The organism is Microbacterium sp. JZ101 (genome assembly GCF_053903175.1).
Genome location: NZ_CP096400.1, coordinates 1,270,889 through 1,297,316, shown reverse-complemented (window position 1 = coordinate 1,297,316; position 26,428 = coordinate 1,270,889). Strand labels below are relative to the sequence as shown.

Sequence of the window (26,428 nt, the reverse complement as noted above, 5' to 3'; positions counted from 1 at the left end):
TGTGTCGACGCGACCCGGGGAGGAGCGTCAGGCGGTGCGCTTCGAGCGGCGTGCAGCCAGCTCGTCGACCGGGTCCGGAGCGGTCGGGTCGAAGTCGACGAGCGTCGACTCGACCTCGCGCAGCACGCGCCCGACGGCGATGCCGAACACGCCCTGGCCGCGGCTCACGAGGTCGATGACCTCGTCGTTCGAGGTGCAGAGGTAGACCGAGGCGCCATCGCTCATGAGCGTGGTCCCGGCGAGATCGCGAATGCCCGACGCGCGCAGCTGGTCGACGGCGACCCGGATCTGCTGAAGCGAGATGCCCGTGTCGAGCAGGCGCTTCACGAGCTTGAGGACGAGGATGTCGCGGAAGCCGTACAGCCGCTGCGAGCCCGATCCCGAGGCGCTGCGGATCGTCGGCACGACGAGCTCGGTGCGCGCCCAGTAGTCGAGCTGCCGGTACGTGATGCCCGCCGCGCGCGCCGCGACCGCACCGCGGTAGCCGGCTTCGGGGTCGAGCTGCGGCAGGCCGTCGGTGAAGAGAAGGTCGGCGGTGAAGCCGTCCGCTGCGGGATCCTCAGCCATCGTGATCCTTACTCCTCACGTTCGATTCCTGTCCACCGTATGGCAGGGATGGGGCCCCGGCAACGACATCCGCGTCGAGGCGGCGGCGTGTCGAGCGAAGCGTTATGAACGTTATAGAACGACGCCGCAGGTCACGGGAGGACGCGCTCGAGCGCCTGCCGCACGAAGATGCCGCGCACCTCGTCGAGACGCCGCGCGAGCTCGGGGCCGAGCTCACCGGCCCGCGCGCGCGAGCGCGCGTCCGTGCGCCGCAGGAGCGGGGTGAGCGCCTGATCGACGAGGTCGGCGTCCTTGTCTGCGCTCTGCTTCACGGCGCGGAGGTGACGCGGCTCGATGCCGTGCCGGTCGAGCGCGACGAACGCACGCAGCAGCGCGACCGCGTGCTCGTCGTAGACGTCGGATGCCTGGATGAGCCCGATGCTGATCGCGTCGTTGAGCAGCTGCGGGGCCGCTCCCGCTTCGGCGAGCAGGTCGGCGCGCGTGTAGGTGCGGGTCGTCGGATGGATCGAGGTCGGCAGCGCGAGCCTCTCGCCTCCGCTCGCATCGACCTCGTCGAGGTGATCGCGGATCACGCTGAGCGGGAGGTAGTGATCGCGCTGCAGCACGAGGCCGAGACGCAGCCGCTCGACGTCCTGTGGGGAGAACTTGCGGTACCCCGACGGCGTCCGCTGCGGCGAGACGATCCCCTGCTCCTCGAGGTAGCGGAGCTTGCTCGAGGTGAGGTTGGGGAACTCGGGAGTGAGCTTGGCGAGCACCTGTCCGATGCTCAGCAGCGCCGCTGACGCGCTTCGCTCTGCGGCAGCGGCTGCCATCAGGCGCCCGCCCCCGCGATGTCTCGGGGGGAGGCGAAGAAGTTGAAGCGGAACTTGCCGATGCGCACCTCGGCGCCGTTGCGGAGCACCGCGCGATCGACGCGCTCTCCGTCGACGTAGGTTCCGTTGAGCGAGCGCTGGTCGATGATCTCGAACACCGTCCGGTCGCGGGTGATCTCGGCGTGACGGCGCGAGACCGTGACGTCGTCGAGGAAGATGTCGGCCTCGGGATGCCGACCCGCGGTCGTCACGTCGGCGTCGAGGAGGTAGCGCGCGCCCGCGGTCGGGCCGGAGCGCACGAGGAGCAGCGCGGCTCCCGACGGGAGCGCCCCCACCGCCTCGAGCTCGGCGGTCGACAGCTCACCCGCGAACGGCACGAACGACAGGTCGGCGTCATGCCCGAACGTCTGGGTGACGTCACCTGCTCCGTCGTGGCCGCCCGCCGGCCGGTACTGCGCTTCTGTCACGCTCGACCTCCCTTTCGCTCCACCCTATCCGATCGCCGTCGATCGGATCGGCCCCTCCCAGGGGCCTGTGAGGGCACTCGCGAAAGTCTGCCCTGTGCACGACGCGAGCGGAAGATCCGTTCAGAATCGGCCGATAGCGTCGAGATGCCATGACTGCTCTCCACGCCTCCGCACGCACCCGCCGTCCGTCCCGCCGCCTAGCCGCCGCAGCGCTCGTCGCGGCCGCGATCCTCGCGCCGCAGCTGATGCCATCCGCCGCGTCGGCGCACGACGCGCTCGTCAGCACGTCGCCCGCCGACGGCGAGACGGTGCAGACCCTCCCCGACGCGATCACCCTCACCTTCAGCGGCGCTCTCCTCGAGGGCGCGCCGCAGGCGGTGTTCGTCACGGACGCATCGTGCCCCGGGATCGCCGAGGCCGAGCCGGGCAGCATCGCGATCGACCGCGCGTCGTGCCGGGACTACGCGGCCGGCGACGCCGTGGCGGACGGCCCGCTCCTCACGCAGCAGCTCGACGTCGCCGGGGCGCCCGCCGGCGAGTACACGGTCATCGCGAGCGTCACCTACGGCGACTCGCACAGCGAGGACAAGATCTTCCGGTTCACGACGACCGAGGCCGCGCCGGGCGGGGCGTCCGAGGCGCCGAGCGCCGAACCGGCGGAGACGCCCTCAGCGGAGGACACGGCCGCCCCGACCGAGACGTCGGAGGATGCCGCGTCTCCCCTCCCCTGGATCCTCGGGGGCATCGGCGCGGTGGTCGCCCTGTCGCTCGTCGCCGTCCTCGTCGGCCGCGCACGCCGGTCCTCCTGAGCCGCCCCGGGCATCCGCCCGCCCGCGCGCTCAGGTCCCCTCCCGCACAGATAGGCTTGATCCCATGGCTCACTACGACGTCGTCATCCTCGGCGCGGGCCCCGGCGGCTACGTCGCCGCCGTCCGCAGCGCCCAGCTCGGTCTCACGACCGCCATCATCGAAGAGAAGTACTGGGGCGGTGTCTGCCTCAACGTCGGCTGCATCCCCTCGAAGGCGCTCCTGAAGAACGCCGAGATCGCCCACACCTTCACCCACAAGGCCGACCTGTTCGGCATCTCGGGCGACGTGCACTTCGACTTCGGCGCGGCGTTCGACCGCAGCCGCAAGGTCGCGGAGACGCACGTCAAGGGCATCCACTTCCTCATGAAGAAGAACAAGGTCACCGAGTACGAGGGCCGCGGCACCTTCACGGGACCCAAGGCGATCTCGGTCGCCAAGTCGGATGGCACGACCGAGGAGGTCACGTTCGACAACGTGATCATCGCCACCGGCTCGACCGTGCGCCTCCTCCCCGGCGTCCAGCTGAGCGACAACGTCGTGACGTACGAGGAGCAGATCCTCACGCGCGAGCTGCCCGAGTCGATCGTCATCGTCGGCGCCGGCGCCATCGGCATGGAGTTCGCCTACGTCCTGTCGAACTACGGCGTCAAGGTCACGATCATCGAGTTCCTCGACCGCGCGCTCCCGAACGAGGACGCGGAGGTCTCGAAGGAGATCCAGAAGCAGTACAAGAAGTACGGCATCGACATCCTCACCTCGACCGCCGTCAAGACCGTCACCGACAACGGCTCGTCCGTGCACGTCACGTACGAGTCGCGTGACGGCGTGGCCGGCGAGATCACGGCCGGCAAGGTGCTCATGTCGGTCGGCTTCGCGCCGAACGTCTCGGGCTTCGGCCTCGAGAACACGGGCGTCCAGCTCACCGACCGCGGCGCGATCGAGATCGACGAGTTCATGCGCACGAACGTCGAGGGCATCTACGCGATCGGCGACGTCACCGCCAAGCTCCAGCTCGCGCACGTCGCCGAGGCTCAGGCCGTCGTCGCGGCCGAGACGATCGGCAAGGCCGAGACGATGCCGCTCGGCGACTACCGCATGATGCCGCGCGCCACCTTCTGCTCGCCGCAGGTCGCCAGCTTCGGCCTCACGGAGGAGCAGGCGCGCGCCGAGGGCCGCGAGATCAAGGTCGCGAAGTTCCCGTTCAGCGCGAACGGCAAGGCGAACGGCCTCGGCGAGCCCGTCGGCTTCGTCAAGCTCATCGCGGACGCCGAGCACCTCGAGCTCATCGGCGCCCACCTCATCGGCCCCGACGTCTCGGAGCTCCTCCCCGAGCTCACGCTCGCGCAGAAGTGGGACATCACGGCGCTCGAGGCGGCCCGCAACGTGCACACGCACCCGACCCTCTCGGAGACGCTGCAGGAGGGCTTCCACGGCCTCCTCGGTCACTTCATCAACATGTAGGACTGAGCGCGCGCAGCGCGCCGCCTCCGGTCGTGAGCGACGAGGGCCAGCGCGGAGACGAAACGACGTGAGCCGGCCCCGGGAGATCCCGGGGCCGGCTCACGTCATTTCGACTCGCTCCGCTCGCTCAATGACCGGGGTGGGTGGCGCCGCCCTCAATGACCGGGGTGGGTGGCGACGCCCTCAGTGCCCGAGGGCGCGAGCGAGCTTGGACGCACTCGAGGCCGAGCGTGCGCCCGCGGCGGTCGCCGCGCGTGCCACCGCGTCGAAGAACGCGTCGCGGTCGGCCGGGGCGGCCGGTCCGAGCTCGATCTCCCACTCGTGCCATTCGCGGTCGACCCCCGCGCGGAGGTCGGCCGTGCGCACGTGGTCGTCCACGAACTCCGCGACGACGCCGCCGTCGGCGTCGAGCAGCTCGTACGCCGTGCGGTCGTTGACGATGCGCGCGAGCGGGCGCAGGGGCTCGGTCGTCCAGGCGGCGATCTCCGCGGCGACCGCATCCGGGATCTCCTCGGTGTCGCCCAGCGGCCATCCGAGCTCCGTGCGCGCGCCGTCGACGAGCGGGCCCTTGATGTGCCAGCCCGCGTCGGGGCCGCCGGTGCGGCGCCGCAGCGCGACGCCGGCGCGCGCGAGCGCGAGGTCGTCGGTGTCGAGGTAGAGGGCGTCGAGATGCCGCTCCTCGCCCTCCGTGGCCGACGCGACGCCGGGGACGGCCGTCCAGTCGGGCAGGGGCGTTCCGGGGTCGACGTCGAACTTCCGCTCGACCTCGACGAAGCGCGTGGGCTCGGTCATGTCAGCGCGAACCGCCCTCGTCCTCGTCGTCCTCGCCGTCCTGGACGAGGCTGTCCTCCTCCTCGACGAAGAGGAACGCGACCTCGGTCGGGCCGTCGCCCTCCCCCGTGTGCTGAGCCGTGCCCGAGCGGTGGTAGACGACCTGCGTCTCCGAATACGGGACGATCAGCTGCTCGAGATCGGGGCTGTCCAGGGGCAGGACCTGTCCGTCGAGGGGTCCTCCGTGCAGTCGTGCGATGGCCATGCCCTCACGATAGCCGCGCCGCGACGTGCTCGCGCTCTTCGCGCTCGGCCTTGCGCGCGAGCTCGAGAGCGTCTACGGCGAGCCGGACGTCGCGCTCGGCCATCCGCACGCGCCGCTGGGCGAACGTCTCGGCGCCGAACCGGGCGCTCACCCGCGCCTCCTGCTCCTCGACGCGGACGACGATGTACGTGCACGCGATGAGGATCACCTGCGCCGAGAGGTTGAACCACAGCAGCAGGGCGATGAGAGACCCGAACGACGCCAGGAACGGATTGCGGTCCGCCCCGCCGGCGAACAGACCGGACAGCTGCTGCAGGACGGTGAGGCCCGCGCCGCCCAGGAGCGCGCCCGTCCACAGCGCACGCGCCGGAGCGCGGACGCCGGACAGCAGGCGGAAGAGCCAGGCGATGATCACCGCGTCCAGCGCGAACGTCGTGGCGACCGTCGCGACGCGCGTGAGGATCTCGGCCCACCCGCCGCCGGAGAGCCCCAGCCATCCGAGCACCGTCTCGATGAACGTCGAGCCGAGGAACGTGAGCACGGCCGCTGCGAGGAACAGCACGCCCACCGACACCGCGAAGAGCAGGTCGCGCAGCAGCAGCCACACGACGAGGACCTCCTCGTGGGCGGTGCCCGCGATCATCCGGATGGCCGTGCGCATGTTGCCGATCGCGCCGATCGCCGCCCAGACGAGGGCGAGCGCCGAGACGACACTCAGCCAGACGCTGCCGCCGAGCGCGGCGCCGAGGCTGTCGGCGTCGATGATGCCGTCGCCGCTGCCGTTGCGCACGAGACCGGGGATGGCCGCGCTCACGGCGTCGATGAGGGCCTGCCAGAGGTCGCTGCGCGCGTTGAGCCAGAGCGCCGCGACCGCGAAGCCGAGCGCGACGGCCGCGAACACCGAGAACAGCGCCCGGAAGGTCACGGCCGCTGCGAGCAGCCCGCCCTGGTGCTCGGTGAAGAGGAGCACGGCGCGCACGATGCGCACGCGCAGCATCCGGGCGATGGCCGAGCGCACCCATCTCTCGATCGACGACATGCCTGCCACGTTACCGAGCGCCGCCCAGCGCGAGCGCCCCGCCGCGCTCAGGCGACGAGCAGCCCCGCCCAGGCGCCGAGGATCATCCACGGGCCGAACGGGATGCGCGCGTCGCGGTCGGCGCGCCGCGCGGCCAGGAGCGCGAGCGCCCAGGCGGCCCCGCCGACGAAGGCCGCGGCCGCTCCGACCGCGAGCACGGCCCATCCGTGCCACGCGAGGAAGACGCCCACGAGCGCCGCGAGCTTCACGTCGCCGCCGCCCATCCCCTCGGGGTTCGCGACCCGCAGAGCGAGGTAGAAGGCGCCGAGAGCGAGTCCGCCGAGGACGGCACGGGCCAGGGGCGCCGCGTCTCCGAGCGCTGCGGCGTGCGCGGCGACGACGGCGAGGAGAGCGGCCGTCGAGGGCAGGACGATCCGATCGGGGAGCCGGTGCTCATGGATGTCGACGCGCATGAGGATCACGCCGACGACGAGGAAGCCGCCGTACGCGACGGCGGCGAGGACCTCGGGCAGCGGCATCCCGTCAGGCTAGGGACGCCTGCGGGGGTGGCGCGGATGCCTGTGGAGAGTCACTCCCCCATGCGGTTGCGCATGCGCATCGCGCGCTCGGCCTCGCGCTTGTCCTGCCGCTCGCGGAGGGTCTGGCGCTTGTCGAACTCGCGCTTGCCCTTCGCGACGCCGATCTCGACCTTCGCGCGGCCATCGAGGAAGTAGAGGCGCAGCGGCACGAGCGTGTACCCGCCCGCCGAGACCTGGTGGCTGAGCTTCACGATCTCGTCGCGGTGCAGGAGCAGCTTGCGGGTGCGCTTGGACGCGTGGTTCGTCCACGTGCCCTGCGAGTACTCCGGGATGTGCACGGCGTCGAGCCAGGCCTCGCCGCGATCGATGTACGCGTAGCCGTCGCTGAGGTTCGCGCGCCCCTGGCGCAGCGACTTCACCTCGGTTCCGGTGAGCACGAGGCCCGCCTCATAGGTCTTCTCGATGGTGTACTCGTGGCGGGCGCGACGATTCGTCGCCACCACCTTCTCACCCTGTTCCCGGGGCATGCGCTCACCTCCTCGCTCTCACGGCGCAGCCTTCCACCCTAGCAAGGGTCGGGCTATGCCCGGAGCCAGCGCCGGATCGCGAAGCCCGCCGACAGCGCCGCGAGCACGACGCCGACCACGACGAGCACCGGCACGACGGCCCACGCCTCAGCCATCCCCACCCACGGGATGGCGTACATCTCGTTCACGAGGTACCGCTCGACGCCGAAGTGCACGCCCGCGAGCACGGCCGCGCCGGCGAGGGCCGCGCCGATGAACGCCGCGAACACGCCCTCGAGGACGAACGGCGTCTGGATGAACCGGTTGGACGCGCCCACGAGGCGCATGATGCCGACCTCGCGGCGGCGGGCATAGGCCGAGAGGCGGATGGTCGTGGCGATGAGGAGCACGGCCGACACGAGCATGAGGGCGGCGATGCCGATCGCGATGTACGTCGCGATCGTGAGGGTCGCGAAGAGCGGATCGAGGTACTCGAGCTGGTCGGTGATCTCCTCGACGCCCTGGATGCCCGTGAACGCCTCGACGATGACGTCGGACTGGCTCGGGTCGACGAGGTTGACGTGGAACTCCGCGCTCGTCTGCTCGGCGGTGAGGAGGCTCGCGTAGTCCTCGCCGAGGTTCTCGACGATCGAGTCGAACGCCTCCTCGGGGCTGAGGTAGGTGTAGTCCTGGATGAGCGGCGACAGCGTCGGGCCCTCGAGCTCCTCCTGCACGGCGGCGATCTGCTCCTCCGACGCGGCGCCGTCGACGCACGTGTCGCCGGTCGACAGGGGCGAGCACATGTAGATGTCGACGAGCGCGCGGTCCTGGAAGTACGCGTTGGTCTTGGCGATCTGGGCCTGCATGAGCACGGCCGCGCCCACGAAGGTGAGCGAGACGAAGGTCACGAGGATGACCGAGACGACCATCGAGGCATTGCGGCGCAGGCCCTGCAGGGCCTCGCCGAGGACGAGTCCGAATCTCATGAGGTCGGCCCCACTTCGTCGTCGCGGGAGGTGAGCCCCAGGCGGTCGGCCATGCCGAGCGCGTCCACATCGACGTCGACGCGCGGGATGGACGAGGTGCGGTTCGCGGCGTCCTCCGACTCCGGATCGACGCCGGGCGCGGCGGATGTCTCGGCGGCGCGCTCGACCGGCGGGATGGCCGCGTCGGCGGGCTCGGACGGCTGCGCGGCGGGCGCGGACGTCGGCTCGGCGGTGGTCTCCACGACCTCCTCGACGGCGTCGACCGCGCGCTGCGTGGCGCTCTCGGCCGTCTCGCCCGGGGTCTCGGACACCTCGCGCTGGACCTCGAGGACGGCGGTCAGAGCCGCGATCGCGGCCGCACCGCGCTCGGTCTCCGGCTGCAGCGTGCGGATGACCGAGGTGTCTCCGTAGCCGCCGTGGCGGTCGTCGCGGACGAGCTCGCCCTCGCGGAGCTCGATGACGCGGCGCCGCATCTGGTCGACGAAGGTCGCCTCGTGGGTCGCCATCACGACCGTCGTCCCTGTCGCGTTGACCTGCGCGAGGATGCGCATGATGTCGACGGACGTCGTCGGGTCGAGGTTGCCGGTGGGCTCGTCGGCGAGGAGCAGCTGCGGCCGGTTGACGAGCGCCCGGGCGATCGCGACGCGCTGCTGCTCGCCGCCGGACAGCTCGTGCGGCATGCGGCGGCCCATGTCGGCCAGGCCCACGCGCTCGAGCGCCTCGGGCACGGCCTCCTTGATGAAGGCGCGCGACCGGCCGATCACCTGGAGCGTGAACGCGACGTTCTGCGCGACGGTCTTCGACTGCAGGAGGCGGAAGTCCTGGAACACCGCCCCGATGTTGCGGCGGAAGTACGGCGTGCGCCGTGAGGTGAGGGTCTTCGTGTCGCGACCGAGCGCGACGACGCGGCCCGAGGACGGAAGGTCCTCGCGGAGGATGAGGCGGAGGCAGGACGACTTCCCCGAGCCGGAGGCTCCGACGAGGAAGACGAACTCGCCGCGCTGCACCTCGAAGTCGATGTCGCTGAGGGCCGGCTTCGCCGTGCCCTTGAAGCGCTTGGTGACGTGTTCGAACCGGATCATGGCGTACCGAGCCTAAGTCGCGACGCCCCGGGTACCCCGAGCGACACCCCCGCCCGACGCGTTGCCAGGCGGTTCGGAGGTGAGTGCCCTCCGAGGCGCGTGTGGTGTCATGGTGCTCTCCGACGAAAGGCCTCGCCGTGCCCCGCACCTCTCCCCTGCCGTCCGCCTCCGCGGCGACGGACCTGCCCGCTCCCCGACTCGTCGTGAGCGACATGGACGGCACGCTCCTCGACGCGGCCGGCGAGGTTCCCGAGGCGTTCTGGCCGCTGCTCGGCCTCATGCGCGAGCGCGGCATCGTCTTCGCGCCGGCGAGCGGGCGGCAGTACGCCACGCTCGCCCGGCTCTTCGCGCGCGCCTCCGAGGCCATGCCCTTCATCGCCGAGAACGGCGCCTATGTCGTGCGCGACGGCGTGGAGATCTCGTCGCTCGTCCTCGATCGGGCGTTCGTCGTCGAGGCGGTCCGGCTCCTGCGCTCCCTCGCGGCCGCCGGGCGCGACATCGGCGTCGTCCTCTGCGGAAAGCGCTCGGCGTACATCGAGCGCGTCGACGCGCCCTTCGTCGCCGAGGCGAGCCGGTACTACGCCGCGCTCGAGCGGGTGGACGACATCCTCGCCGCCGATGACGACGTCCTGAAGATCGCGGTGTACGACTTCGTCGACGCCGCCACCGGGACGGGCGCCGAACTCGACCGGCTGCGCGAGACGCACCAGGTCGTCGTCTCGGGACGGCACTGGATCGACGTCATGCCGCCCGCGGCGAACAAGGGCGCTGCGGTCGAGAGCCTGCAGCGCGAGCTCGGGGTGACGCGGGACGAGACGGTCGCCTTCGGCGACTACCTCAACGACCTCGAGATGCTCGACGCGTCGGGGCAGTCGTACGCGATGGCGAACGCCCACCCGGACATCCTCGCGCGCGCCCGCTTCACGGCGCCCGCGAGCGATGAGGAGGGCGTCGTGGCCGTGCTGCGCGGGCTCCTCGACGCGGAGCCCGCGCAGCAGGGCTGAGCGGAGGTCAGCCCTCCATGTCCTCGAGCTCTCGGCCCTTCGTCTCGCGCACCTTCCAGAGCACGAAGAAGAACGACAGCAGCGAGAAGAACGCGTAGAACCCGTACGCGAAGGTCAGGCTGATGTCGCTGAACACCGGGAAGGTCGTCGAGATGAAGAAGTTCGCGACCCACTGAGCCGCCGCGGCGACCGCGAGCGCGCTCGCGCGGATCCGGTTGGGGAACATCTCCCCGAGGAGCACCCACACGACGGGGCCCCAGGTCGCGCCGAAGCCGACGACGAACAGGTTCGCGGCGATGAGGGCGATGATCGACCACGGTGCCGCGAGCTCGGCGCTCGTCGTGCCGTCGGCCGCCGTGACGAGCTCGGCGAACGAGAACGCGAGGGCCATCGTCCCGAGCGAGAGGGTCATCAGCACCGAGCCGGACAGGAGAAGCGCGCGGCGGCCGACGCGGTCGACGAGGATGATCGCGACGATCGTGACCGCGATGTTCGTGATCGACGTGATGACCGACGTCGTGAGGGCGCTCGACTCGTCGAAGCCGACCGATCGCCACAGCGTCGTCGAGTAGTAGAAGATGACGTTGATCCCGACGAACTGCTGGAACACCGACAGGAGCAGTCCCACCCACACGATGGGCTTGAGACCGAGCACGGGCCCGGCGAGGTCGCGGAGCGATTCGCGCTTCTCGCTGTCGAGCGAGTCCCGGATCTGCTGGATCTTGAGGTTGACGTCGGGCTCGCCCGTGAAGTCGAGCAGCACCTGCGACGCGCGGTCGTAGTCGCCCTTGCGGACGAGGAAGCGCGGCGACTCAGGCAGACGCAGCGACATGACGCCGTACACGATCGCCGGGATCGCCTCGGCCATGAACATCCACCGCCACGCGTCGATGCCCCACCAGAGCACGGCGTTCGAGCCGCCCGCGATGCCGGCAAGCAGCGCGTTCGAGAGCAGAGCCGCGAAGATGCCGAGCACGATCGCGAGCTGCTGCAGCGAGCCGAGCCGGCCGCGGATCCGCGCGGGCGACACCTCCGCGATGTACGCGGGCGCGATGACCGAGGCCGCGCCGACGCCGAGACCGCCCACGACGCGCCACACGATGAGGTCGATCACGCCGAACGCGAGACCCGACCCGATCGCGGAGACGAGGAAGAGGATGGCCGCGACGAGCATGACGGGGACGCGCCCCCAGCGGTTGGCGATTGACCCGGCGAACCACGCGCCGGCCACGCAGCCGAGCAGCGCGGACGACACCGCGAAGCCCTTGAGCGCGGCCTCGAGCTCGAAGTCCGCCGCGAGCGCGTCGACGGCACCGTTGATGACGGCGGTGTCGAATCCGAAGAGGAATCCTCCGAGCGCCGCGGCGATCGCGATGCCGATCACCCGGCCGCTGGTCCTCGTGTGCTGTCTCTCCATCAGAGTCCTCCTCGTTCTGCCTGCGGACGTTCGAGGCCTCGTGAGCCTCCCGTGCGTGCTCGCTCCGTGTCAAGGGCTCCCGCGTCGGAGGCCTCGAGGGCGAGGATCTCGGAGATGCCGGCCACGGCGTCCGCACGGTGCGCGATGACGATCGTCGTGAGCTCGGGGCGCGCCGCGACGCTGCGACGGATGGCCTCCTGGGTGATCGGGTCCTGATGGGATGTCGCCTCGTCGAGGATGAGGAGGCGCGGGCGCCGCGCGAGGGCGCGCGCGAGGCTCAGCCGCTGGCGCTGGCCGCCCGAGAGCGCGAGACCGTCCTCGCCGACGCGCGCCGCGAGACCGTCGCGGTGCGCGCGCACGTCGTCGGCGAGTGCCGCCTGCTCGAGCGCTCGCCACGCGTCATCCTCCGAGAGCCGCGGATGTCCGAGGCGCAGGTTCTCGAGGACCGTGCCGCTCACGAGCACGACCCGCTGCTCGACGAGCGCGACCGCGGCACGCAGCTCGGAGAGCGCGATGTCGCGGAGATCCACGCCGCCCAGCAGGATGCGCCCCGATCGGGGATCCCGTGCCCGGACGAGGAGCGACGCGAGCGTGGACTTGCCGCTTCCGCTCGGCCCCACGACGGCGAGGCTCCCGCCCGCCGGCACTGCGAACGACAGTGCATCGAGGACCGGAAGAGCGGCCTCCGAATATGCCGCGCTCACGTTCTCGCCCCGGACGTCGAGCGGGCCGTCCGGCAGCCTCACGGGTCGCTCGGGGTCGGCGACGCGCGGGCTGCGATCGAGCACGTCGAGGTAGCGCCGGGCCGCCGCGAGCGCGAGCGGGAGGCTGCGCGCGAACGCCTCGACCGCGGTGATGGCGGGCGCCGCGCCCACGACCGCGGCCGCGAGCACGACGTGCGCCGCCGGCTCGCCGCCCGCGAGCGCGAGCAGGGCGATGACGGCCGCGAACGGCCAGGCGGCGCCGATCGCCGTCCGTGCGCCGAGCGCGCGCCCCTCCGCTCGCAGGTGCGCCCCGACTCGCGCCCCGAGCGCATCGAGAGCGGCGAGGCGCCGCTCCTCGGCGCCGAGGGTCCGGATCTCGACCGCGGCGGCCGCGTCCTCCGCGACGTGCTGGGCGATCGCGGCGCGTTCGACGAGGAGCCCGCGCGCTGCGGAGGCTCCGCGCGCGCGGCCCACGAGCGGCGCGAGCACTCCTCCGATGATGAAGGCCGCGAGGACGACAGCTCCCTCGGCCGGTCCGACCGCGAAGCCCGCCGCGACCAGACCGCCGGGCACGATGACCGCCGCGAGCGCCGGAACGAGGGTGTGCGCGAAGAAGACCTCGACGCGGTCGATGTCGCGTGCGGCGATCGAGGTGAGCTCGCCCGACCCCTCCGCGATCTCGGCGGGCGCGAGCGGGACGACCGCGTCGTAGAACCGCAGCCGCATGTCGGCGATGAGATCGAACGCGGCACGATGGCCGAGGAACTGCTCGAGATACCGCAGCCCGCCCTTCGCGACGGCGAGGGCCACGAGCAGGACGACCAGCGGCAGGATGTCGACGGGGGCGCCTGCGGCGACGGACACGATGGCCCCTGCCGGCACGGCGAGCAGCGCGACGCCCGCGGCGAGCCCCGCGAGCCGCGCGAGCAGGGACGCGAGCAGCCAGGGCCAGGCCGGTGCGGCGATGCGAGCGAGCCGTGCGATCACGATGCCTCCTCCGCCGAGGTGGCGGCCGCGAGGTAGCCGCTCGACAGCGCGAGCTCGGCAGGAGCGCCCGCGGCGGTGGCTCTTCCGCCCTCGATCACCACGACGCGATCGGCGGCGTGCGCCTCGGGCAGACGGTGTGTGACGAGGAGGACGGCGCGTGTGCGCGCGAGGTCTCGGAGCGTCGCGAGGACCCGGTCGGCCGTGTCGCGGTCGAGGCTCGCCGTCGGCTCGTCGGCGACGAGCGCACCCCGGCCGCCGAGCAGGGCACGCGCGATCGCGATGCGCTGCGCCTGACCGCCCGAGACGCCTCGCGCGCCCTCGCCGACCCTCGTCTCGAGTCCGGCCGGCAGCTCGGCCTCCGGTGCCGCGAGACCTGCGGCGCGGAGCGCCGCGACCAGGTCGTCGTCGGACGCGCCGGGCGCGGCCAGAAGGAGGTTGTCGCGCACCGTGCCGGTCAGCAGCACGCTGCGCTGCGGGACGTAGGCGACCGCCGCGCGGAGGGCCTCGGCGGACGCCTCGCGCCCGTCGATGCGCAGCCCCGTCGCGGGCAGGAGCCCGGCGACCGCGAGCGCCAGCGACGACTTGCCGGATCCCGAGGGTCCGACGATCGCGGTGAGCCCGGGGGCGAGCTCGAGATCGACCTCGTCGACCACACGGACGCCGCCTCGATCGACGCGGATGCCGTCTCCGCGGATGCGGCCGCCCGGCGCGACGGCCGGCGCTGCGGATGCGGGCGACGGAGCGGACGCGATGGCGGCGCGCACGCGCTCGGCCGCGGCGCGTCCGGCGAGCCCGACGTAGAACGAGCGGCCGAGGCGGTCGACCGGCTCGCGCAGAGGCACGGTCAGGAGGAGCAGGGCGAATGCGGCCCCCGGCGAGACGGAGCCGTCCGCGACGCCGGACACCGCGAGCGCGCCGACGAGCGACAGCATCACGACCCCGAAGATCGCATCGGTGACGAGCAGCACGACCTGATTGCGCCGGAGAAGGCGCATGGCCTCCACGCGCATCCTCTCGGCCTGGACGGCGAGCTGCGCGCGGCGCTGCCCCTCGGCACCCAGCAGGCGGATCGTGCCGAGAGCGCGCAGCGTCTCGAGGAAGGACGCGGCCAGACGCGCGGAGATCATCCGGAAGCGGCCGGACCCCGCGCGGAAGCGCGACAGGAACCAGGCGATCACGGGCGGGATCGCCGCCGCGCAGACCGCGATCGGCAGCGCGATGCCGGTCGAGACGAGCACCGCGATCGCGACGATCACGACCACGGGCACGGTGAACGCGGCGATGAGCGGCCCGAGGAAGACGCTGCGGTAGTGCGCGGCCCGCTCGACGTCGTCGGTCGCGCGCGCGACGCGGTCGCCCGACGGCGTGCCGTCATCGAGCGGCGCCGTCAGCTGCGCCGCGACGACGGCGCGACGCCAGGCGCGCTCCTCACCGGCCTGCGCGAGCGGAGGAAGGAGCGCCTCGGCTCCTGCGAGAAGCGCCGCGGCCGACGTGGCGGCGAGCGCGATGCCGAGTGCGGGGGCGGCGCTCGCGCCCTGGAGGAGCGCGTCGACGCCCGCGCCCGCGGCGAGCGCGGCCCCCGTGAGGGCGACCGCTCTCAGGACCCCGAGCGCGACCACTGCCCAGCCGGCGGGCGGGACGTCCGCGAGCACGCCGAGCGGGCGCCGAGGGGTGGTGCGCATGGGAGATGAGGCCTTCGGGGTCGAGGGACTCGATCCATCCTAGGAAACGCGGGAGAGGAGGGGCGCATCGCGCCCTCCTCTCCCGCGTGGTCCGAGCTCAGTCGACGAGCACCGCGACCGTCCGCGCCGGGATCTCGATGGTCGCCGTGTCCGCGCTCCAGGAGGTCTCCTGGACGACCGGGTCGGAGCCGTCGGCCTGCGCGGGCGTGAGCGCAAGGGCGCGTCCCTCGAGCCCCGCGAGCGATTGCGTGACCGGCTCATCCGAGGCGTTGAAGAACACGAGCGCGCCGTCGAGCTCGGGGTCGGCGTCGGCGCCGCGCAGATCGTCGATCCACATCGCGATCGTGCCCGGCGCGTCGGTCGCGGGGAATGACACCTTCTCGTGGATGAGCTCCGACGAGCCGAGCGTGAGCAGGCCCACCTCCGAGCGCACCTCGAGCAGGTCGAGCGCCGCGGCCTCGGCCGTCGCGATGTCGTCGGCCGTCGGCTTCAGCGCAGGGTCCTCGAGGAGGGGCGCCATGATGCTCCACTTGCCGCCGTTGTCGGCCTCGGGAGGCAGACCCGACCCGAAGGTGGACTCCTGCCCCGACCAGTCGATCCGGTTGAACCAGTCGCCCGAGTCGTAGCTGTTGCGGTCGAGCGACTTCGAGCGGAGCAGTTCGGTGCCCGCGTGCCAGAACGACACCGCCTGCGACAGCGTGGCGGTCGCGAGGGACAGCGTGTTCATGCGCACGCGCTCGGCCATCGGGGTGTCGGCCGGGAGCTTGAACACCGAGAGGTCGTAGAGTGTCTCGTTGTCGTGCGCATCGACGTAGTTCACGACCTCGGATGGCTCGTCGGCGTAGCCGGCGGGCGCGCCGCGATAGTCGATCTCGTCGCCCCGGCGGATCTCGCCGTCCGACGTGAGCAGCTCGTAGTCGCGGAGGTTGCCCGCGAGGCCGAGCTTCACGAGGTCGGTCTCGTGGCCGAGGTCTGCGAGCGCCTGCTCGTCGGTGCCGTTGATCGGGTCGCCGTTCGGGTCGGTGCCGAGGCCCGTGCCGAAGCCCTGGCGGAACGTCGACGATCCGTCGACCGGGCTGCCGCCGTGCACGGCGTCGCGGAGCCGGTCGTTGAACGTGCCGATCCCGGTGCCGCCGAGCTGGCCCTGCTTCGCCTGGGTGAAGAGCCGGTTCCCCGCGACCTCGCCGAAGTCCCAGCCCTCGCCGTAGAGGTAGATGGACGATCCGTCGACGCCGTCGCGGCGCAGGGTGAGCTCATCGAGCGCCGCGCGGATGGCGGTCATGTTCTCGACGGAGTGGTGGCCCATGAGGTCGAAGCGGAATCCGTCGACGTGGTAGTCCCGCGCCCAGGTCACCACCGAGTCGACCATGAGCTTCTGCGCCGCGGCGTGCTCGGTCGCGACGTTCTGGCAGCACGTCGACGTCTCCACATCTCCCGCGGCGTCGAGGCGGTGGTAGTAGCCGGGCACGACGCGGTCGAGCACCGAGCGCTCCCCCTGACCGGACTCCGCGGTGTGGTTGAACACCTCGTCGAGCACCACCTCGAGCCCCATGCCGTGCAGCGCTCCCACCATCGAGCGGAACTCCGCGACGCGAGCCCCTCCGTGGGCGTCGACCGCGTAGGAGCCCTCGGGCACCGAGTAGTGGTACGGGTCGTACCCCCAGTTGAAGCCGTCCTGAGCGGCGACCGCCGACACGCACTCCTGCTGGTCGGGCGACGCCGGCCCCATGGAGGCGAGGTCGCAGTCGGGCTCGAGCTGCGCGGCCCGGTCCTCCTCGATCGTGGCGATGTCGAAGGACGGCAGGAGGTGCACGGTCGTGATGCCGGCGTCGGCGAGCTGACGCAGCTGCCGCGTGCCGTCGCTGTCCCGCGTGAACGCGCGGTACGTGCCCCGCTCCTCCGCGGGCACGGACTCATCCGTGATCGAGAAGTCGCGGATGTGCAGCTCGTAGATCGCACGGTCCACGTCCTGCTCGACCTCGGGCGCCTTCGCCTTCGTCCACTGCTTCGGCTGCCAGGCCCTGTCGTCGAGATCGATCGCGACCGAGCGCTCGGAGTTCGGCGTGAGCGCGACGGAGTACGGGTCCGTGACGACGTTCGTCTCGATGGCGCCCGTCGTCGGCGCGAAGACGGTCACCTCCCAGGCGAACTCATCGCCCTTGAGATCCTTCTTCCCGCGGACCTCCCACACTCCGGAGGCCTCGTCGTAGCGCGCCTCGTGGCGGAGCGGATCGCCGTCGGCGCCCTCGTCCCACGTCAGCAGGGTCGCCGACTGCGCCGTGGGGGCCCACAGGCGGAAGGTCGGCTTGCTCCCCTGGAACGTGACGCCGAGCTCGACCCGCTCGAGCGCGTCAGCGTAGAGCGCGTCGAGCAGCCCGGGGATCTGGACGCCGGTGTAGCCGGTGATGACGCCGTCTCCGCCGCGCTGCGCGACAGCCAGCTCGCCGCGAGCGAGCTCCGCGGCGTCCTGCCCTTCGACCCGCAGCGCGATCCCGTCCGCGAGCGCCGGGAAGCGCTCGCGCTGCTCCTCGGTGAGGCCACCGTCGACGACCGTCAGGGCGATGGGGTCGGCGCCTTCGACGGCGCCGTCGACGAGCTCGAGGCTCGCGTCCGGCGAGGCGTAGAGCTCGTACGACGCCCCGTCGGGCTGCCCGAGGTCGGCGGGCCAGACGAGCGTCTCCTCATCGATCCAGTGCGCGCGCTGCTCCCCCGTCCCGGCGAGCGGCGGCTCGGCGGCGGCGATCTCGAGCCGGTGGTCGGCGATCGAGTAGCGGAAGGTCACGGGCGTGCCGTCGGCCACGCTGAAGGAGTAGTTCGCTCCGTCGCGCACGCCGTCGACGCCGTAGTTCTCGTCCCAGCTGCGCCCGTGCGCGACCTTGGCCTCGTAGCCGCCGTCGGGGATGGCGTCGGTCGTGAGCTCGTACACGCCGTCGCGATCGCCGTCGGAGAGCAGTGAGCCGAGGCAGTCGGGGGCCCAGTCGCCCCCGCACCCGAGCTCGCTCTGGAAGCTCCCTGGCACCGTCACGATGGGGCCCTCCGCCGTCGACTGCACCACGTTCGAGCGCGGGTCGAAGAGGAACATGATCGGGCCCCCGTCGTGCGAGAACGAGAAGTTCGCGCCGTCCTGAACGCCGCCCTGGCCGTAGTTCACGGTCCAGCTGCCGTTCAGCGCCACCTTGTACTCGTAGTCGCCCGCGGGCAGGTCGAACGTGCCGGCGTAGACACCGCCCGCCTGCAGCTCGAGCTTCGCCGCCTCGCACGCCGGGTCCCAGTCCCCCGCGCAGCCGAGCTCGGAGTTGTGGCTTCCAGGCACCGTGACGAGCTCGATCGGCGTCTCCGGCTCCTCCCTCTCGACGAGGTCGACCGCATTGCCGACCGATGCGTAGGTCGAGGCCGCCGAGCGGTTGCCCGCGGCATCGGTCACCACGGCGCGGTACTCGACGAGCGTTCCCGCTGGCAGCTCCGAGACGTCGTGGAACACGCGCGGCTCGGTGTCCTCGGCGGTGCCGAGCGCGTGCCAGGCATCCTCTCCGACGGTGCGCCACGAGAAGCTCGTCTCGATCCATCCGTCGCCCTCGACCTCCGCCGAGACCGGCGCGAGGCCCTCGAGGCCTGCGCCGGGTGTCGGGGCCGCGATCTGCACGGCGGGCGCGGCGTCGCCCGCCGACACCGTGGCGTCGGCGCGGTAGACGACCGCGCCGAGTGCGGGGACGGTGACCGCTGCGGTGCCGGACGCGTCGCTCGCGATGGGCGCGTCCGCGCCGTACACGGGAGCGTAGGACGCATCCGAGGTGAGCGTGGTGAGCTCGACCGTGCGCGCCTCCTCGGCGTTGTTGAGGGCGACGACGTACTCGACCTTCTCATCGCGATCGACGCGCGAGAAGGCGTACACGCCCGCGCCGTTCTCGGCGTAGAGCTCGATCTGGGCGCCGGTCGACAGCGCGGGGTGCGCCTCGCGCAGCGCGGCGAGGTCGGCGATGTGCGTGTAGAGCGGCGCCGACGTGTCGTAGCGGTCGACCGATCCCGCGGTTTCCCCCGTCACGAGGGGCTGCTGGACGTACTCCGCGACCTGCGAGGCGAAGAGCGTCTGGCGTGCGCCCTTGTCGCCGCCCGTGCCCGCGAAGCCCTGCTCGTCGCCGTAGTAGACGACCGGCTGCCCGCGCGTGAGGAACAGCAGCTCGTGTGCGAGCTCATCCCGCTCGAGGGCCTCGCCCGTGTTCTGGAGGAGGTAGCCGATGCGCCCCATGTCGTGGTTCCCGAGGAACGTCGGCAGCGCCGTCGCCGACGAGTCGGGCGTCGTGTAGCGGTCGTCGCCGTCGAAGAGGCCCTGAAGCCCCTTCGCGGAGTTGCCCGCCGCGAAGCCCGCCGCCGAGGACTGGAAGGCGAAGTCGAGGACCGAGTTCATGTCGGTGTCGCGCACGTACGGCGCGAGCTTGACCGGGTCGGCGTCGTAGACCTCGCCGAACATGAAGAAGTCGTCCTTGCCCTGCGCGTGCGCGTAGTCGAGGACCTCCTTCGTCCAGGTCTCCCAGAACGGGAAGTCGACGTGCTTGACGGTGTCGATGCGGAAGCCGTCGATGCCGAGGTCGACCCAATCGCGGTACACCTCGACGAAGCCGTTCACGACGGTCGGGTGCTCGGTCATGAGGTCGTCGAGACCGTCGAAGTCGCCGTAGGTCACGGACTCCCCCGACCAGGTCGAGTTGCCGCGGTTGTGGTACAGCGTCGGGTCGTTGAGCCACGCGGGAGTCTTGGCCTCGGGGTCGCTCGTCACCGGCGTGTACGGGAACGAGGACTCCGCGTCGAGAGCCGGGAACGATCCTGTTCCGGAGTAGTCCGCCGGATCGAAGGCGCTGCCGTCCGCGTCGCGATACGGGCTCGTCGCCTGGTCGATGTACCCGTACTGGCCCTCGGCGTAGTCGATGACGTCGGCGGTGTGGTTCGTGATGATGTCGAAGTACACCTTGATGCCGCGCGCGTGGGCGTCCGCGATGAGCGCCTCGAGCTCGGCGTTGGTGCCGAGGTGCGGATCGATGCGGGTGAAGTCGGTGACCCAGTACCCGTGGTAGCCGGCGCTCGCATTCGCGCCCTCGCCCTGCACGGGCTTGTTGGCGAAGCTCGGCGTCAGCCAGATCGCCGTCGTGCCCAGACCCTCGATGTAGTCGAGGCTGTCGCGCAGGCCCGCGATGTCGCCGCCCTGGTAGAACCCGCGGTCGGTCGGATCGAAGCCATGCGCGAGCCGGTCGCCCTCGATGCCGCCCGTGTCGTTCGCGGGGTCGCCGTTGGCGAACCGGTCGGTCATCACGAAGTAGAACCGCTCGTCGGAGCCGGGCTGCCGCACGGGCGCCGCGACGAGCGCGTCGTCCTCCGCCGTGTACCCGCCCGTGAGATCCACGACCTCGACGCCAACGCGCTTGAGGTTGTCGTCGAAGACGAACCGCAGCGTCGCGGGCCCCGCGACGGCGAGCGGGATGTCGTCGGCTCCCCCGTCGAGCCCGTACGCCTCGTCCCATGTGTCGTTCAGCGCGACCTTGTAGTGGTAGCTGCCCGCCGGCACCTCGAATTCGGCGGCGTACACGCCCTCGACGTCGGTCGGCGCGAGCTCGGTCTCCGAGCAGTCCGGCAGCCAGTCGTCGGCGCAGCCGAGCTCGCTCTGCAGGCTGCCCACGAGCGCAGGCGACCGATCGGCGGCGCTCGCGGACACGGCGGAGCCGACCGCGCCCGAGAGCGCGAGGGCGGGGATGGTCATGAGGGCAAGCGCGCGACGTCGCGCAGCGGTCGTCTTCGACACGTCTTCTCCGGGGGTGCTCGGGTGATGACGCCAGGCGTCCCGCCGAAGGTAGCAACCTCGGCGGCGATTCTGCAAGCGCTTGCAGCCAGAAACATGAAGCGTCACCGCCGACTTGGCCCCTTCCGCGCAAGCGCTTGCAGGGTGGGATGTGCGGGATGCCGCGATCGGGCACACTGGAGGGATGGCGGAGGACCCCCGAGCGCTGCGCAGCCGCAGGCGGCTGCAGGAGGCGCTGCACGACCTGCTCACGCGCGAGGCGCTGACCGACATCGGCGTCGCCGAGCTGTGTCGTGCGGCCGGTGTGCACCGGACGACGTTCTACGGGCACTACACGAACGTGGGCGACGTCGCGTCCGACATGCACGCGAGCTGGCTCGACGCCGCCGCCGAGATCTCCGTGCAGCCGGGAGACTCGCTCGACGACCTCGCGGCGCGGTACGAGGAGGCGACCACGGCCGTCCTGCGCGGCATCACCGCGGAGCGCACCGCCCTGCGCGCGCTCCTCGCTTCGGAGTTCTCCCTCGACTTCCGCCGACGGCTGCAGGCCCTCTTCGACGAGCGCTGCGCCACGGCGCTGTCGCGGTTCCGCGAACGCGGCTTCGATGTGGTCTTCGACGACGCGGTCGCTGCCGCGTATGTCGCAGGCGGGTTCGTAGGCGCCGCCCTGCGCTGGGCGACGAGCGACGACGCCGACGAGGAGTCGTACACGCGCGCGATCTTCCAGCACCTTCCCGCATGGTGGCCCCGCCCGGCCTGACGCAGCACGGCACCGCGCTAACCTCGGACGGATGAGGCACAGGCGCGGGCGGATCGTCGTGGTGGAGTCCCTGGCCGAGTTCGACGCCCGGCTCGCGCAGGGCGCGCGGAGCCTGCGCGGATGGCGCCTGCTCGGCCTCGACCTCCGCGAGCGGTCCGGGCAGCTCGCGGACTGCGACACGTCGCGCGCGACCTTCGCGGGATGCGCGCTCGCCCCGGGGGACGCCGAGCTCCACGCCGGTCGGGGCGCGCTCGTGCTCCCCGACGTCGCCTTCGCCCCCGTCGACCCTCATCGCGACGCGCTCTACACGGCCGACGAGCTCTACGACGCGCCGGCGTGGGGCGCATCCCTCGACGGACGCGCGTACGCCTGGTCGCAGGAAGCGCGCGACCCCGACGCCGTCCTCGCCCGCGTGCTGCACGACGCGGGGGTCGACGCGGCGCTCGAGCGCTGGGTCGCGGGGCGGCACCTCGTCGGCGTGATGGGCGGCCACGCCCTCCGGCGCGGCGAGCCCGACTACCGCGAGGCCGCGCGGCTGGGGCGCCTCCTCGCTGCGCAGCGCCCCGACGGGCGCCTCGTCGTCGCGACCGGAGGGGGTCCCGGCGCCATGGAGGCCGCGAATCTGGGCGCGCGCTTCGCCGATCTCCCCGAGGACGCGCTCGATGCGGCGCTCGCGACCCTCGCCGTGCATCCGTCCTTCCATCCGTCGGTCGACAGATGGGCCTCATCGGCGCGCGCCGTGCTCGCCGACCTCGCGTCGCCCGTCGACACGCTCGGCGTGCCGACCTGGCACTACGGGCACGAGCCGCCGAACCTCTTCGCGACGGCCAACGCGAAGTACTTCCGGAACGCGCTGCGCGAGTCGATCCTCCTGCAGCTCTGCGACCGCGGCATCGTCTTCCTGCCCGGCGCCGGCGGAACCGTGCAGGAGATCTTCCAGGACGCGTGCGAGAACTACTACGCAACACCGGAGACGGTGGGCGAGATGGTGCTCGTCGGCCGGCGGCACTGGACGGAGACGTACCCCGCCTGGCCGCTCCTGCGCGCTCTCGCGGAGGGGCGGTCCATGGCGGGGCACGTGCACCTCGTGGACGACGTCGACGAGGCGGCAGCGCTCATCGCGGCGCGCGACTGACGGCTACTCGGTCCGCTCGGGGTCCCGCAGCACGCGGGTGAGCACGGGGCGGGTCGCGCGCAGGGCGAGCCACACGAGCAGGATGCCGAGCGCGAAGCACGCGACCATGACGAGGATCGAGATGGGCGCGAGGATGAGCGACATGCCGAGGAGCGGGAAGACGAGCGCGCCCCCGGCGAGCGCCGAGACGATGACCGTGAAGAGCAGCGGACCCATCGTCGCGCGCGTGCGCGCGGCCTCCATCGTCGCCCGCGGCATGCCGATGCGATCGAGCGCGACGTAGAGCCCGCGCCGGTCGAGGATGGCCGCCGCCTGATTGACGCCCACCGAGCACGCGACCATGAGGAACGAGACGACGAGCGTGATGAGGATGCCCGTGCGCACGTCGACCATGAGGTAGGCCTCCGCTCCCTCGCCGGCCGGGGCCGCTTCTGCGAAGGCCATGCCCGAGCCGCCGACCACCGCGACGGACGTCGTCATGGCCATCCCGCCGACCTGCCGCCATGCGGCCTTGGGGGATTCGAGGACGGCGCGCGCCGCGATGAGCCGCTCGGGGGTCGTCGCGCGCTTCACGCGGAGCCGCGCGTGCACGCCGATCGCCCACGGCCCGATGAGCCCGAGCACGCCCACGCCCGCGGCGAAGCAGCCGCCGACCGCGATGACGACGGCGTATCCCGGCAGAGCTCCCAGGGCGCTGAGCACCGCGTACGCACCCGCGACGACCGCGACGGCGATGACCGCCCGCAGCCAGTGCAGCCGCGGCGCCTCCTGCCTCGTCCGCACACCCAGCGGAGAGATGTTGACGCGGCGCAGTCCGAGCCCCGCGCTGAGGGCGGCGACCGCGCCGACCGCGGCGACGACGCCGAGAAGCGGCCCGAGTCCGACCCAGAGCGACGCCGCGCCGATCGGCCGTCCGAGGAACGGGATGAGGCCGACGAACGGCATGAGCCCGAGGTAGAGCACGATGCCGACGAGCGCCCCGGCCACGGCGACCGCCGTCGACTCGAGCACGGTCATGATCGTGACGAGGCGGGGCGTCGCCCCGAGGAGGCGGAGCGTCGCGAGCCGGTCGTCGCGACGGCGCGCCGAGAGCCGGGCCGCAGCGCCGCCGAGAGCCATGAGCGGCACCGCGAGGATCGCGAGCGCCACGATGCTCAGCACCTGGTAGAGCGGGACGATGCCGGCGTCGTCGACCGGCCAGGCCCAGAACATGAGCACGCCCCCGAGCACGGTGAGGAGGAGAGCGGTCGTCACGGCGAACGCGACGGCGGGCAGCGCGAGCGCAGCCGCGCTCTGCGCGCTCGGTCGCGAGAGGTGCCAGGTCAGGCGCAGCACCGGGGCGCGGCCGCTCCCCTGCCCGAGCGGCGCGGGAGGCGCCGTGCGCTCGGCCGCCAGCGCGGTCATCGCGCCACCGCCGTCGTCCGCTCGCCCTGGACGATCCGTCCGTCGCTCAGGCGGATGGTCCGCGTGCAGCGCGCCGCGACCTGCGGATCGTGCGTGACCACGACGAGCGCGTGCCCCTGACGCAGGGTCGCGTCGAGCAGGGCGGTCATCACGTCGGCCGACGTGGCCGAGTCGAGCGCGCCGGTCGGCTCGTCGGCGAACACGACGCGCGCTCCGGTCGCCTGGGCGCGCGCGATCGCGACGCGCTGCGCCTGACCGCCGGAGAGCTGGCCGATGCGACGGTCCTCCATGCCGGCGAGGCCCAGCGCCGCGAGCCACTGCCCGGCGTGCGCCTGCGCCGCCTCCCGCGGATGGCCGGCGAGCATGAGCGGGAGCGCGACGTTCTCGACGGCCGTGAGCTCAGGCAGGAGGAGGCCCTGCTGGAACACGAAGCCGAGCTCCTCGCGACGCAGCTTCGAGCGCTCAGACTCGCGCAGGTCGTTCACGAGCCTGGCGCCCGTGCGCGTCTGGAGGGTCACCGTCCCGGCATCGGGGGTGATGATGCCCGCGAGCACGTGCAGCAGGGTGGTCTTGCCCGACCCCGAGGCGCCCATGATCGCGACGGCCTCGCCCGGGCGCACGTCGATGTCGACGCCCGCGAGCGCGTAGGTCGGCCCGTAGGCCTTCGTCAGGCCGCGTCCGCTGAGCAGCGGGGCGGACGGGGCATGGGCGGAGGCATCGGGTCGAGGGTCTGGAGTGTGCATGCCTCCATGACATCGGATGGCCTCCCGCGGCGTCGTCCGCCGGGCGGCCCCATCCGGTCATCCTCGCGATGTATCCCGTCTCGGTCGCGGAGGGGAGCCGCCCCGCCGGCGGCTCCCCCTCCGACCCGTCACCGGCGTGCGACGTCGAGGTCGAGGCCGCTGCGCTCCGCGACGTCCTCCCAGGCGAGGAACTTGAAGTTCGTGCTCGCCTCGTCGGAGCCCTCCGGCGTGTTGTCGCCATCCTGCACGACGAGCAGTCCCCCGTCGAACCCGGGCAGGCTCGCGCTCACCGCGTCCGCGCCGTCGCTGTGCTGCGTGCCGTCGACCGCGCCGTCGCCGATCGCGAACGAGCCGACGTAGTCGTTCCCGCCCTGCAGCTCGTAGACGGCGAAGGTGTCGTCGCCCTGGCTCGAGGCGAGGAGGTAGCCCTTCTTCCCCTTCGTGCGGTAGATCGTGAGCCCCTCGATGTCGGTGCGCAGCGCATCGCCTCCGAAGCCGGGGTTCTCCCCCGCGACGCACTCGTCGGTCTCCGGGTCGTACACGGCGGGCTGGCCGAACTCGACCGCGGTGTCGACGAGCTCGGGCTCTCCGGTGAGGTCGGCGTCGACCTTCCAGATGCCCACGAGCTCCTGGCCGAGGTAGGCCGTCCCTGTCCGCTCATCCACGACCATCCCCTCGACCTGCGCGTACTCGCCGGGGTCGTCGCACGTCGTCCAGGTGGAGCCGTCGGGCAGCGTGAACGCGGCCGGCAGGGCGAGCTCGCGGATGCGCTCCCAGCCGACGGTGCCGTCCTCGCGCGCCTGCAGCTCGAGGAGGGCCACCTCCGTCTCGGAGTTGCGGCTGACGAGCGCGTACGCGCCGTCGTCGTCCTGCCACGTCGTGAGGCCGTACGCGGTGTGCTCGCCGTCGATCTCCTCCTGAGAGGCGCTGAAGATCCAGCCGGCGTCGGGGTCGGTGACCTCGGTCAGCTCGCCGTCGTCGATGACGAAGATGCCCAGGTCGTCCATGCCCTTGTCGGACGCGACCGCGAGGTCGACCTCGTCGCCGTCGAGCTCGAAGTCCTCGACGATGTCGACGTTGTTGTAGCGGCCGGGCGCGTGGTCGTCGCCGGGAGCCGGCTTCGGGGCGATGTGCTGGAGCTCCTCGCCGTCGAGGTCGTACACGTAGATGCCGGCCTCCTTCGCGGTCGCGATGACCACGCTGTCCTCTGGGTCGTCCTCGTCGATCCAGATCGCGGGGTCATCGGCGTCGGCGTCGTCCTCGTCCCACAGCGCGGGGGTCTCGAGCACGGCAGTGAGCTCATCGGGCTCGTCGTGGTGAGGGCGCGCCTGCGCGGCGGAGGCGCCGACGAGCACGGCGGCCGTGCCGATCGCGGTGACGGTGAGCAGTCGGGGCAGCAAGGTCTCTCCTCGGTTCGGGGAACGGTGACGCTCGATCGTTCTCCCCGGTCGTGAACGCGACATGAACCGGCGCTGACGCGACGACCGGCGTTGACGGCGCCGCCGCGGGTGCCTAGCGTC

Annotated in this window: 22 protein-coding genes; 5 read left to right on the top strand and 17 right to left on the bottom strand. The window is 72.1% G+C overall.

Translation table 11 applies throughout. The features are described 5' to 3' along the window. Positions 1 to 27: 27 nt before the first annotated feature. From M1D56_RS05955 to M1D56_RS05945, 3 genes are all read right to left on the bottom strand, one after another. Positions 28 to 567, bottom strand: coding sequence for a MerR family transcriptional regulator (locus M1D56_RS05955; RefSeq protein WP_271173286.1), 540 nt, complete (start codon positions 565 to 567; stop codon positions 28 to 30). Positions 568 to 698: 131 nt separating this feature from the next. Further along, complete coding sequence (gene ftsR / locus M1D56_RS05950; RefSeq protein WP_324011787.1) at positions 699 to 1,379, bottom strand: transcriptional regulator FtsR; 681 nt, start codon at positions 1,377 to 1,379, stop codon at positions 699 to 701. Next, positions 1,379 to 1,846 (bottom strand): FHA domain-containing protein, encoded by a 468-nt coding sequence (locus M1D56_RS05945; RefSeq protein ID WP_271173288.1) that lies wholly within the window; start codon positions 1,844 to 1,846, stop codon positions 1,379 to 1,381. Before M1D56_RS05945 ends, ftsR begins: the two co-directional genes overlap by 1 nt. A 149-nt stretch (positions 1,847 to 1,995) precedes the next feature. On the opposite strand from M1D56_RS05945, the gene M1D56_RS05940 reads away from it, so the two are divergent. Both M1D56_RS05940 and lpdA read left to right on the top strand, forming a co-directional pair. Further along, positions 1,996 to 2,655, top strand: a complete 660-nt coding sequence (locus tag M1D56_RS05940; RefSeq protein ID WP_456284964.1) for a copper resistance CopC family protein — start codon at positions 1,996 to 1,998, stop codon at positions 2,653 to 2,655. A gap of 64 nt (positions 2,656 to 2,719) precedes the next feature. Next, positions 2,720 to 4,117, top strand: coding sequence for a dihydrolipoyl dehydrogenase (gene lpdA, locus M1D56_RS05935; protein ID WP_456284963.1), 1,398 nt, complete (start codon positions 2,720 to 2,722; stop codon positions 4,115 to 4,117). A gap of 183 nt (positions 4,118 to 4,300) precedes the next feature. On the opposite strand, the gene M1D56_RS05930 is transcribed toward lpdA, so the two are convergent. Genes M1D56_RS05930 through ftsE form a run of 7 tightly spaced genes read right to left on the bottom strand, consistent with a single transcriptional unit; the run spans position 4,301 to position 9,284 of the window. Continuing rightward, complete coding sequence (locus M1D56_RS05930; protein ID WP_456284962.1) at positions 4,301 to 4,909, bottom strand: CYTH domain-containing protein; 609 nt, start codon at positions 4,907 to 4,909, stop codon at positions 4,301 to 4,303. Position 4,910: 1 nt separating this feature from the next. Continuing rightward, positions 4,911 to 5,153 (bottom strand): response regulator, encoded by a 243-nt coding sequence (locus M1D56_RS05925; RefSeq protein WP_456284961.1) that lies wholly within the window; start codon positions 5,151 to 5,153, stop codon positions 4,911 to 4,913. A gap of 4 nt (positions 5,154 to 5,157) precedes the next feature. Then, on the bottom strand, positions 5,158 to 6,192 hold the full coding sequence (locus M1D56_RS05920; protein WP_282979144.1) for a YihY/virulence factor BrkB family protein: 1,035 nt from the start codon (positions 6,190 to 6,192) through the stop codon (positions 5,158 to 5,160). A 47-nt stretch (positions 6,193 to 6,239) separates the two neighbouring features. Beyond that, a complete protein-coding gene (locus M1D56_RS05915; RefSeq protein ID WP_456284960.1) occupies positions 6,240 to 6,710 on the bottom strand; it encodes a prepilin peptidase in 471 nt (156 codons plus the stop codon). A gap of 50 nt (positions 6,711 to 6,760) precedes the next feature. After that, the gene (gene smpB, locus M1D56_RS05910; RefSeq protein WP_271173295.1) at positions 6,761 to 7,237 is read right to left on the bottom strand and encodes an SsrA-binding protein SmpB; all 477 of its coding nucleotides are present in this window, start codon (positions 7,235 to 7,237) and stop codon (positions 6,761 to 6,763) included. Between the two features lie 53 nt (positions 7,238 to 7,290). Then, positions 7,291 to 8,202: a permease-like cell division protein FtsX gene (gene ftsX, locus M1D56_RS05905; RefSeq protein WP_324011791.1), complete on the bottom strand. Its 912-nt coding sequence runs from the start codon at positions 8,200 to 8,202 to the stop codon at positions 7,291 to 7,293. Further along, positions 8,199 to 9,284 carry a cell division ATP-binding protein FtsE gene (gene ftsE / locus M1D56_RS05900; protein ID WP_456284959.1) on the bottom strand — a complete coding sequence of 362 codons (1,086 nt, stop codon included), beginning with the start codon at positions 9,282 to 9,284 and terminating at the stop codon, positions 8,199 to 8,201. The genes ftsX and ftsE overlap by 4 nt, the downstream gene beginning before the upstream one ends. A 137-nt stretch (positions 9,285 to 9,421) precedes the next feature. Here ftsE and M1D56_RS05895 point away from each other — a divergent pair, with 137 nt between their 5' ends. Further along, positions 9,422 to 10,288 carry a Cof-type HAD-IIB family hydrolase gene (locus M1D56_RS05895; RefSeq protein WP_456284958.1) on the top strand — a complete coding sequence of 289 codons (867 nt, stop codon included), beginning with the start codon at positions 9,422 to 9,424 and terminating at the stop codon, positions 10,286 to 10,288. Between the two features lie 7 nt (positions 10,289 to 10,295). On the opposite strand, the gene M1D56_RS05890 is transcribed toward M1D56_RS05895, so the two are convergent. The 4 genes from M1D56_RS05890 to pulA all read right to left on the bottom strand — a co-directional run bounded on the left by M1D56_RS05890 (position 10,296) and on the right by pulA (position 20,827). Next, the gene (locus M1D56_RS05890; protein ID WP_271173299.1) at positions 10,296 to 11,705 is read right to left on the bottom strand and encodes a sugar porter family MFS transporter; all 1,410 of its coding nucleotides are present in this window, start codon (positions 11,703 to 11,705) and stop codon (positions 10,296 to 10,298) included. Continuing rightward, complete coding sequence (locus M1D56_RS05885; RefSeq protein WP_456284957.1) at positions 11,705 to 13,396, bottom strand: amino acid ABC transporter ATP-binding/permease protein; 1,692 nt, start codon at positions 13,394 to 13,396, stop codon at positions 11,705 to 11,707. The genes M1D56_RS05890 and M1D56_RS05885 overlap by 1 nt, the downstream gene beginning before the upstream one ends. After that, entirely contained in the window at positions 13,393 to 15,078 is a 1,686-nt protein-coding gene (locus M1D56_RS05880; protein WP_456284956.1) for an ATP-binding cassette domain-containing protein, read from the bottom strand. The genes M1D56_RS05885 and M1D56_RS05880 overlap by 4 nt, the downstream gene beginning before the upstream one ends. Positions 15,079 to 15,175: 97 nt before the next feature. Further along, positions 15,176 to 20,827 (bottom strand): pullulanase-type alpha-1,6-glucosidase, encoded by a 5,652-nt coding sequence (pulA, locus tag M1D56_RS05875; RefSeq protein ID WP_456285214.1) that lies wholly within the window; start codon positions 20,825 to 20,827, stop codon positions 15,176 to 15,178. Between the two features lie 223 nt (positions 20,828 to 21,050). Between pulA and M1D56_RS05870 the strand changes: the two genes are divergently transcribed. Together M1D56_RS05870 and M1D56_RS05865 are read left to right on the top strand one after the other, a co-directional pair. Continuing rightward, entirely contained in the window at positions 21,051 to 21,626 is a 576-nt protein-coding gene (locus M1D56_RS05870) for a TetR/AcrR family transcriptional regulator (RefSeq protein ID WP_456284955.1), read from the top strand. 31 nt (positions 21,627 to 21,657) lie between these two features. Beyond that, positions 21,658 to 22,761, top strand: coding sequence for an LOG family protein (locus M1D56_RS05865; RefSeq protein WP_456284954.1), 1,104 nt, complete (start codon positions 21,658 to 21,660; stop codon positions 22,759 to 22,761). Between the two features lie 3 nt (positions 22,762 to 22,764). On the opposite strand, the gene M1D56_RS05860 is transcribed toward M1D56_RS05865, so the two are convergent. The 3 genes from M1D56_RS05860 to M1D56_RS05850 form a co-directional block, all read right to left on the bottom strand. After that, positions 22,765 to 24,165: an FtsX-like permease family protein gene (locus tag M1D56_RS05860; RefSeq protein ID WP_456284953.1), complete on the bottom strand. Its 1,401-nt coding sequence runs from the start codon at positions 24,163 to 24,165 to the stop codon at positions 22,765 to 22,767. Continuing rightward, positions 24,162 to 24,908, bottom strand: a complete 747-nt coding sequence (locus tag M1D56_RS05855; RefSeq protein WP_271173305.1) for an ABC transporter ATP-binding protein — start codon at positions 24,906 to 24,908, stop codon at positions 24,162 to 24,164. The genes M1D56_RS05860 and M1D56_RS05855 overlap by 4 nt, the downstream gene beginning before the upstream one ends. Positions 24,909 to 25,036: 128 nt before the next feature. Beyond that, entirely contained in the window at positions 25,037 to 26,308 is a 1,272-nt protein-coding gene (locus M1D56_RS05850) for a phytase (RefSeq protein ID WP_456284952.1), read from the bottom strand. Between the last annotated feature and the right edge of the window lie 120 nt (positions 26,309 to 26,428).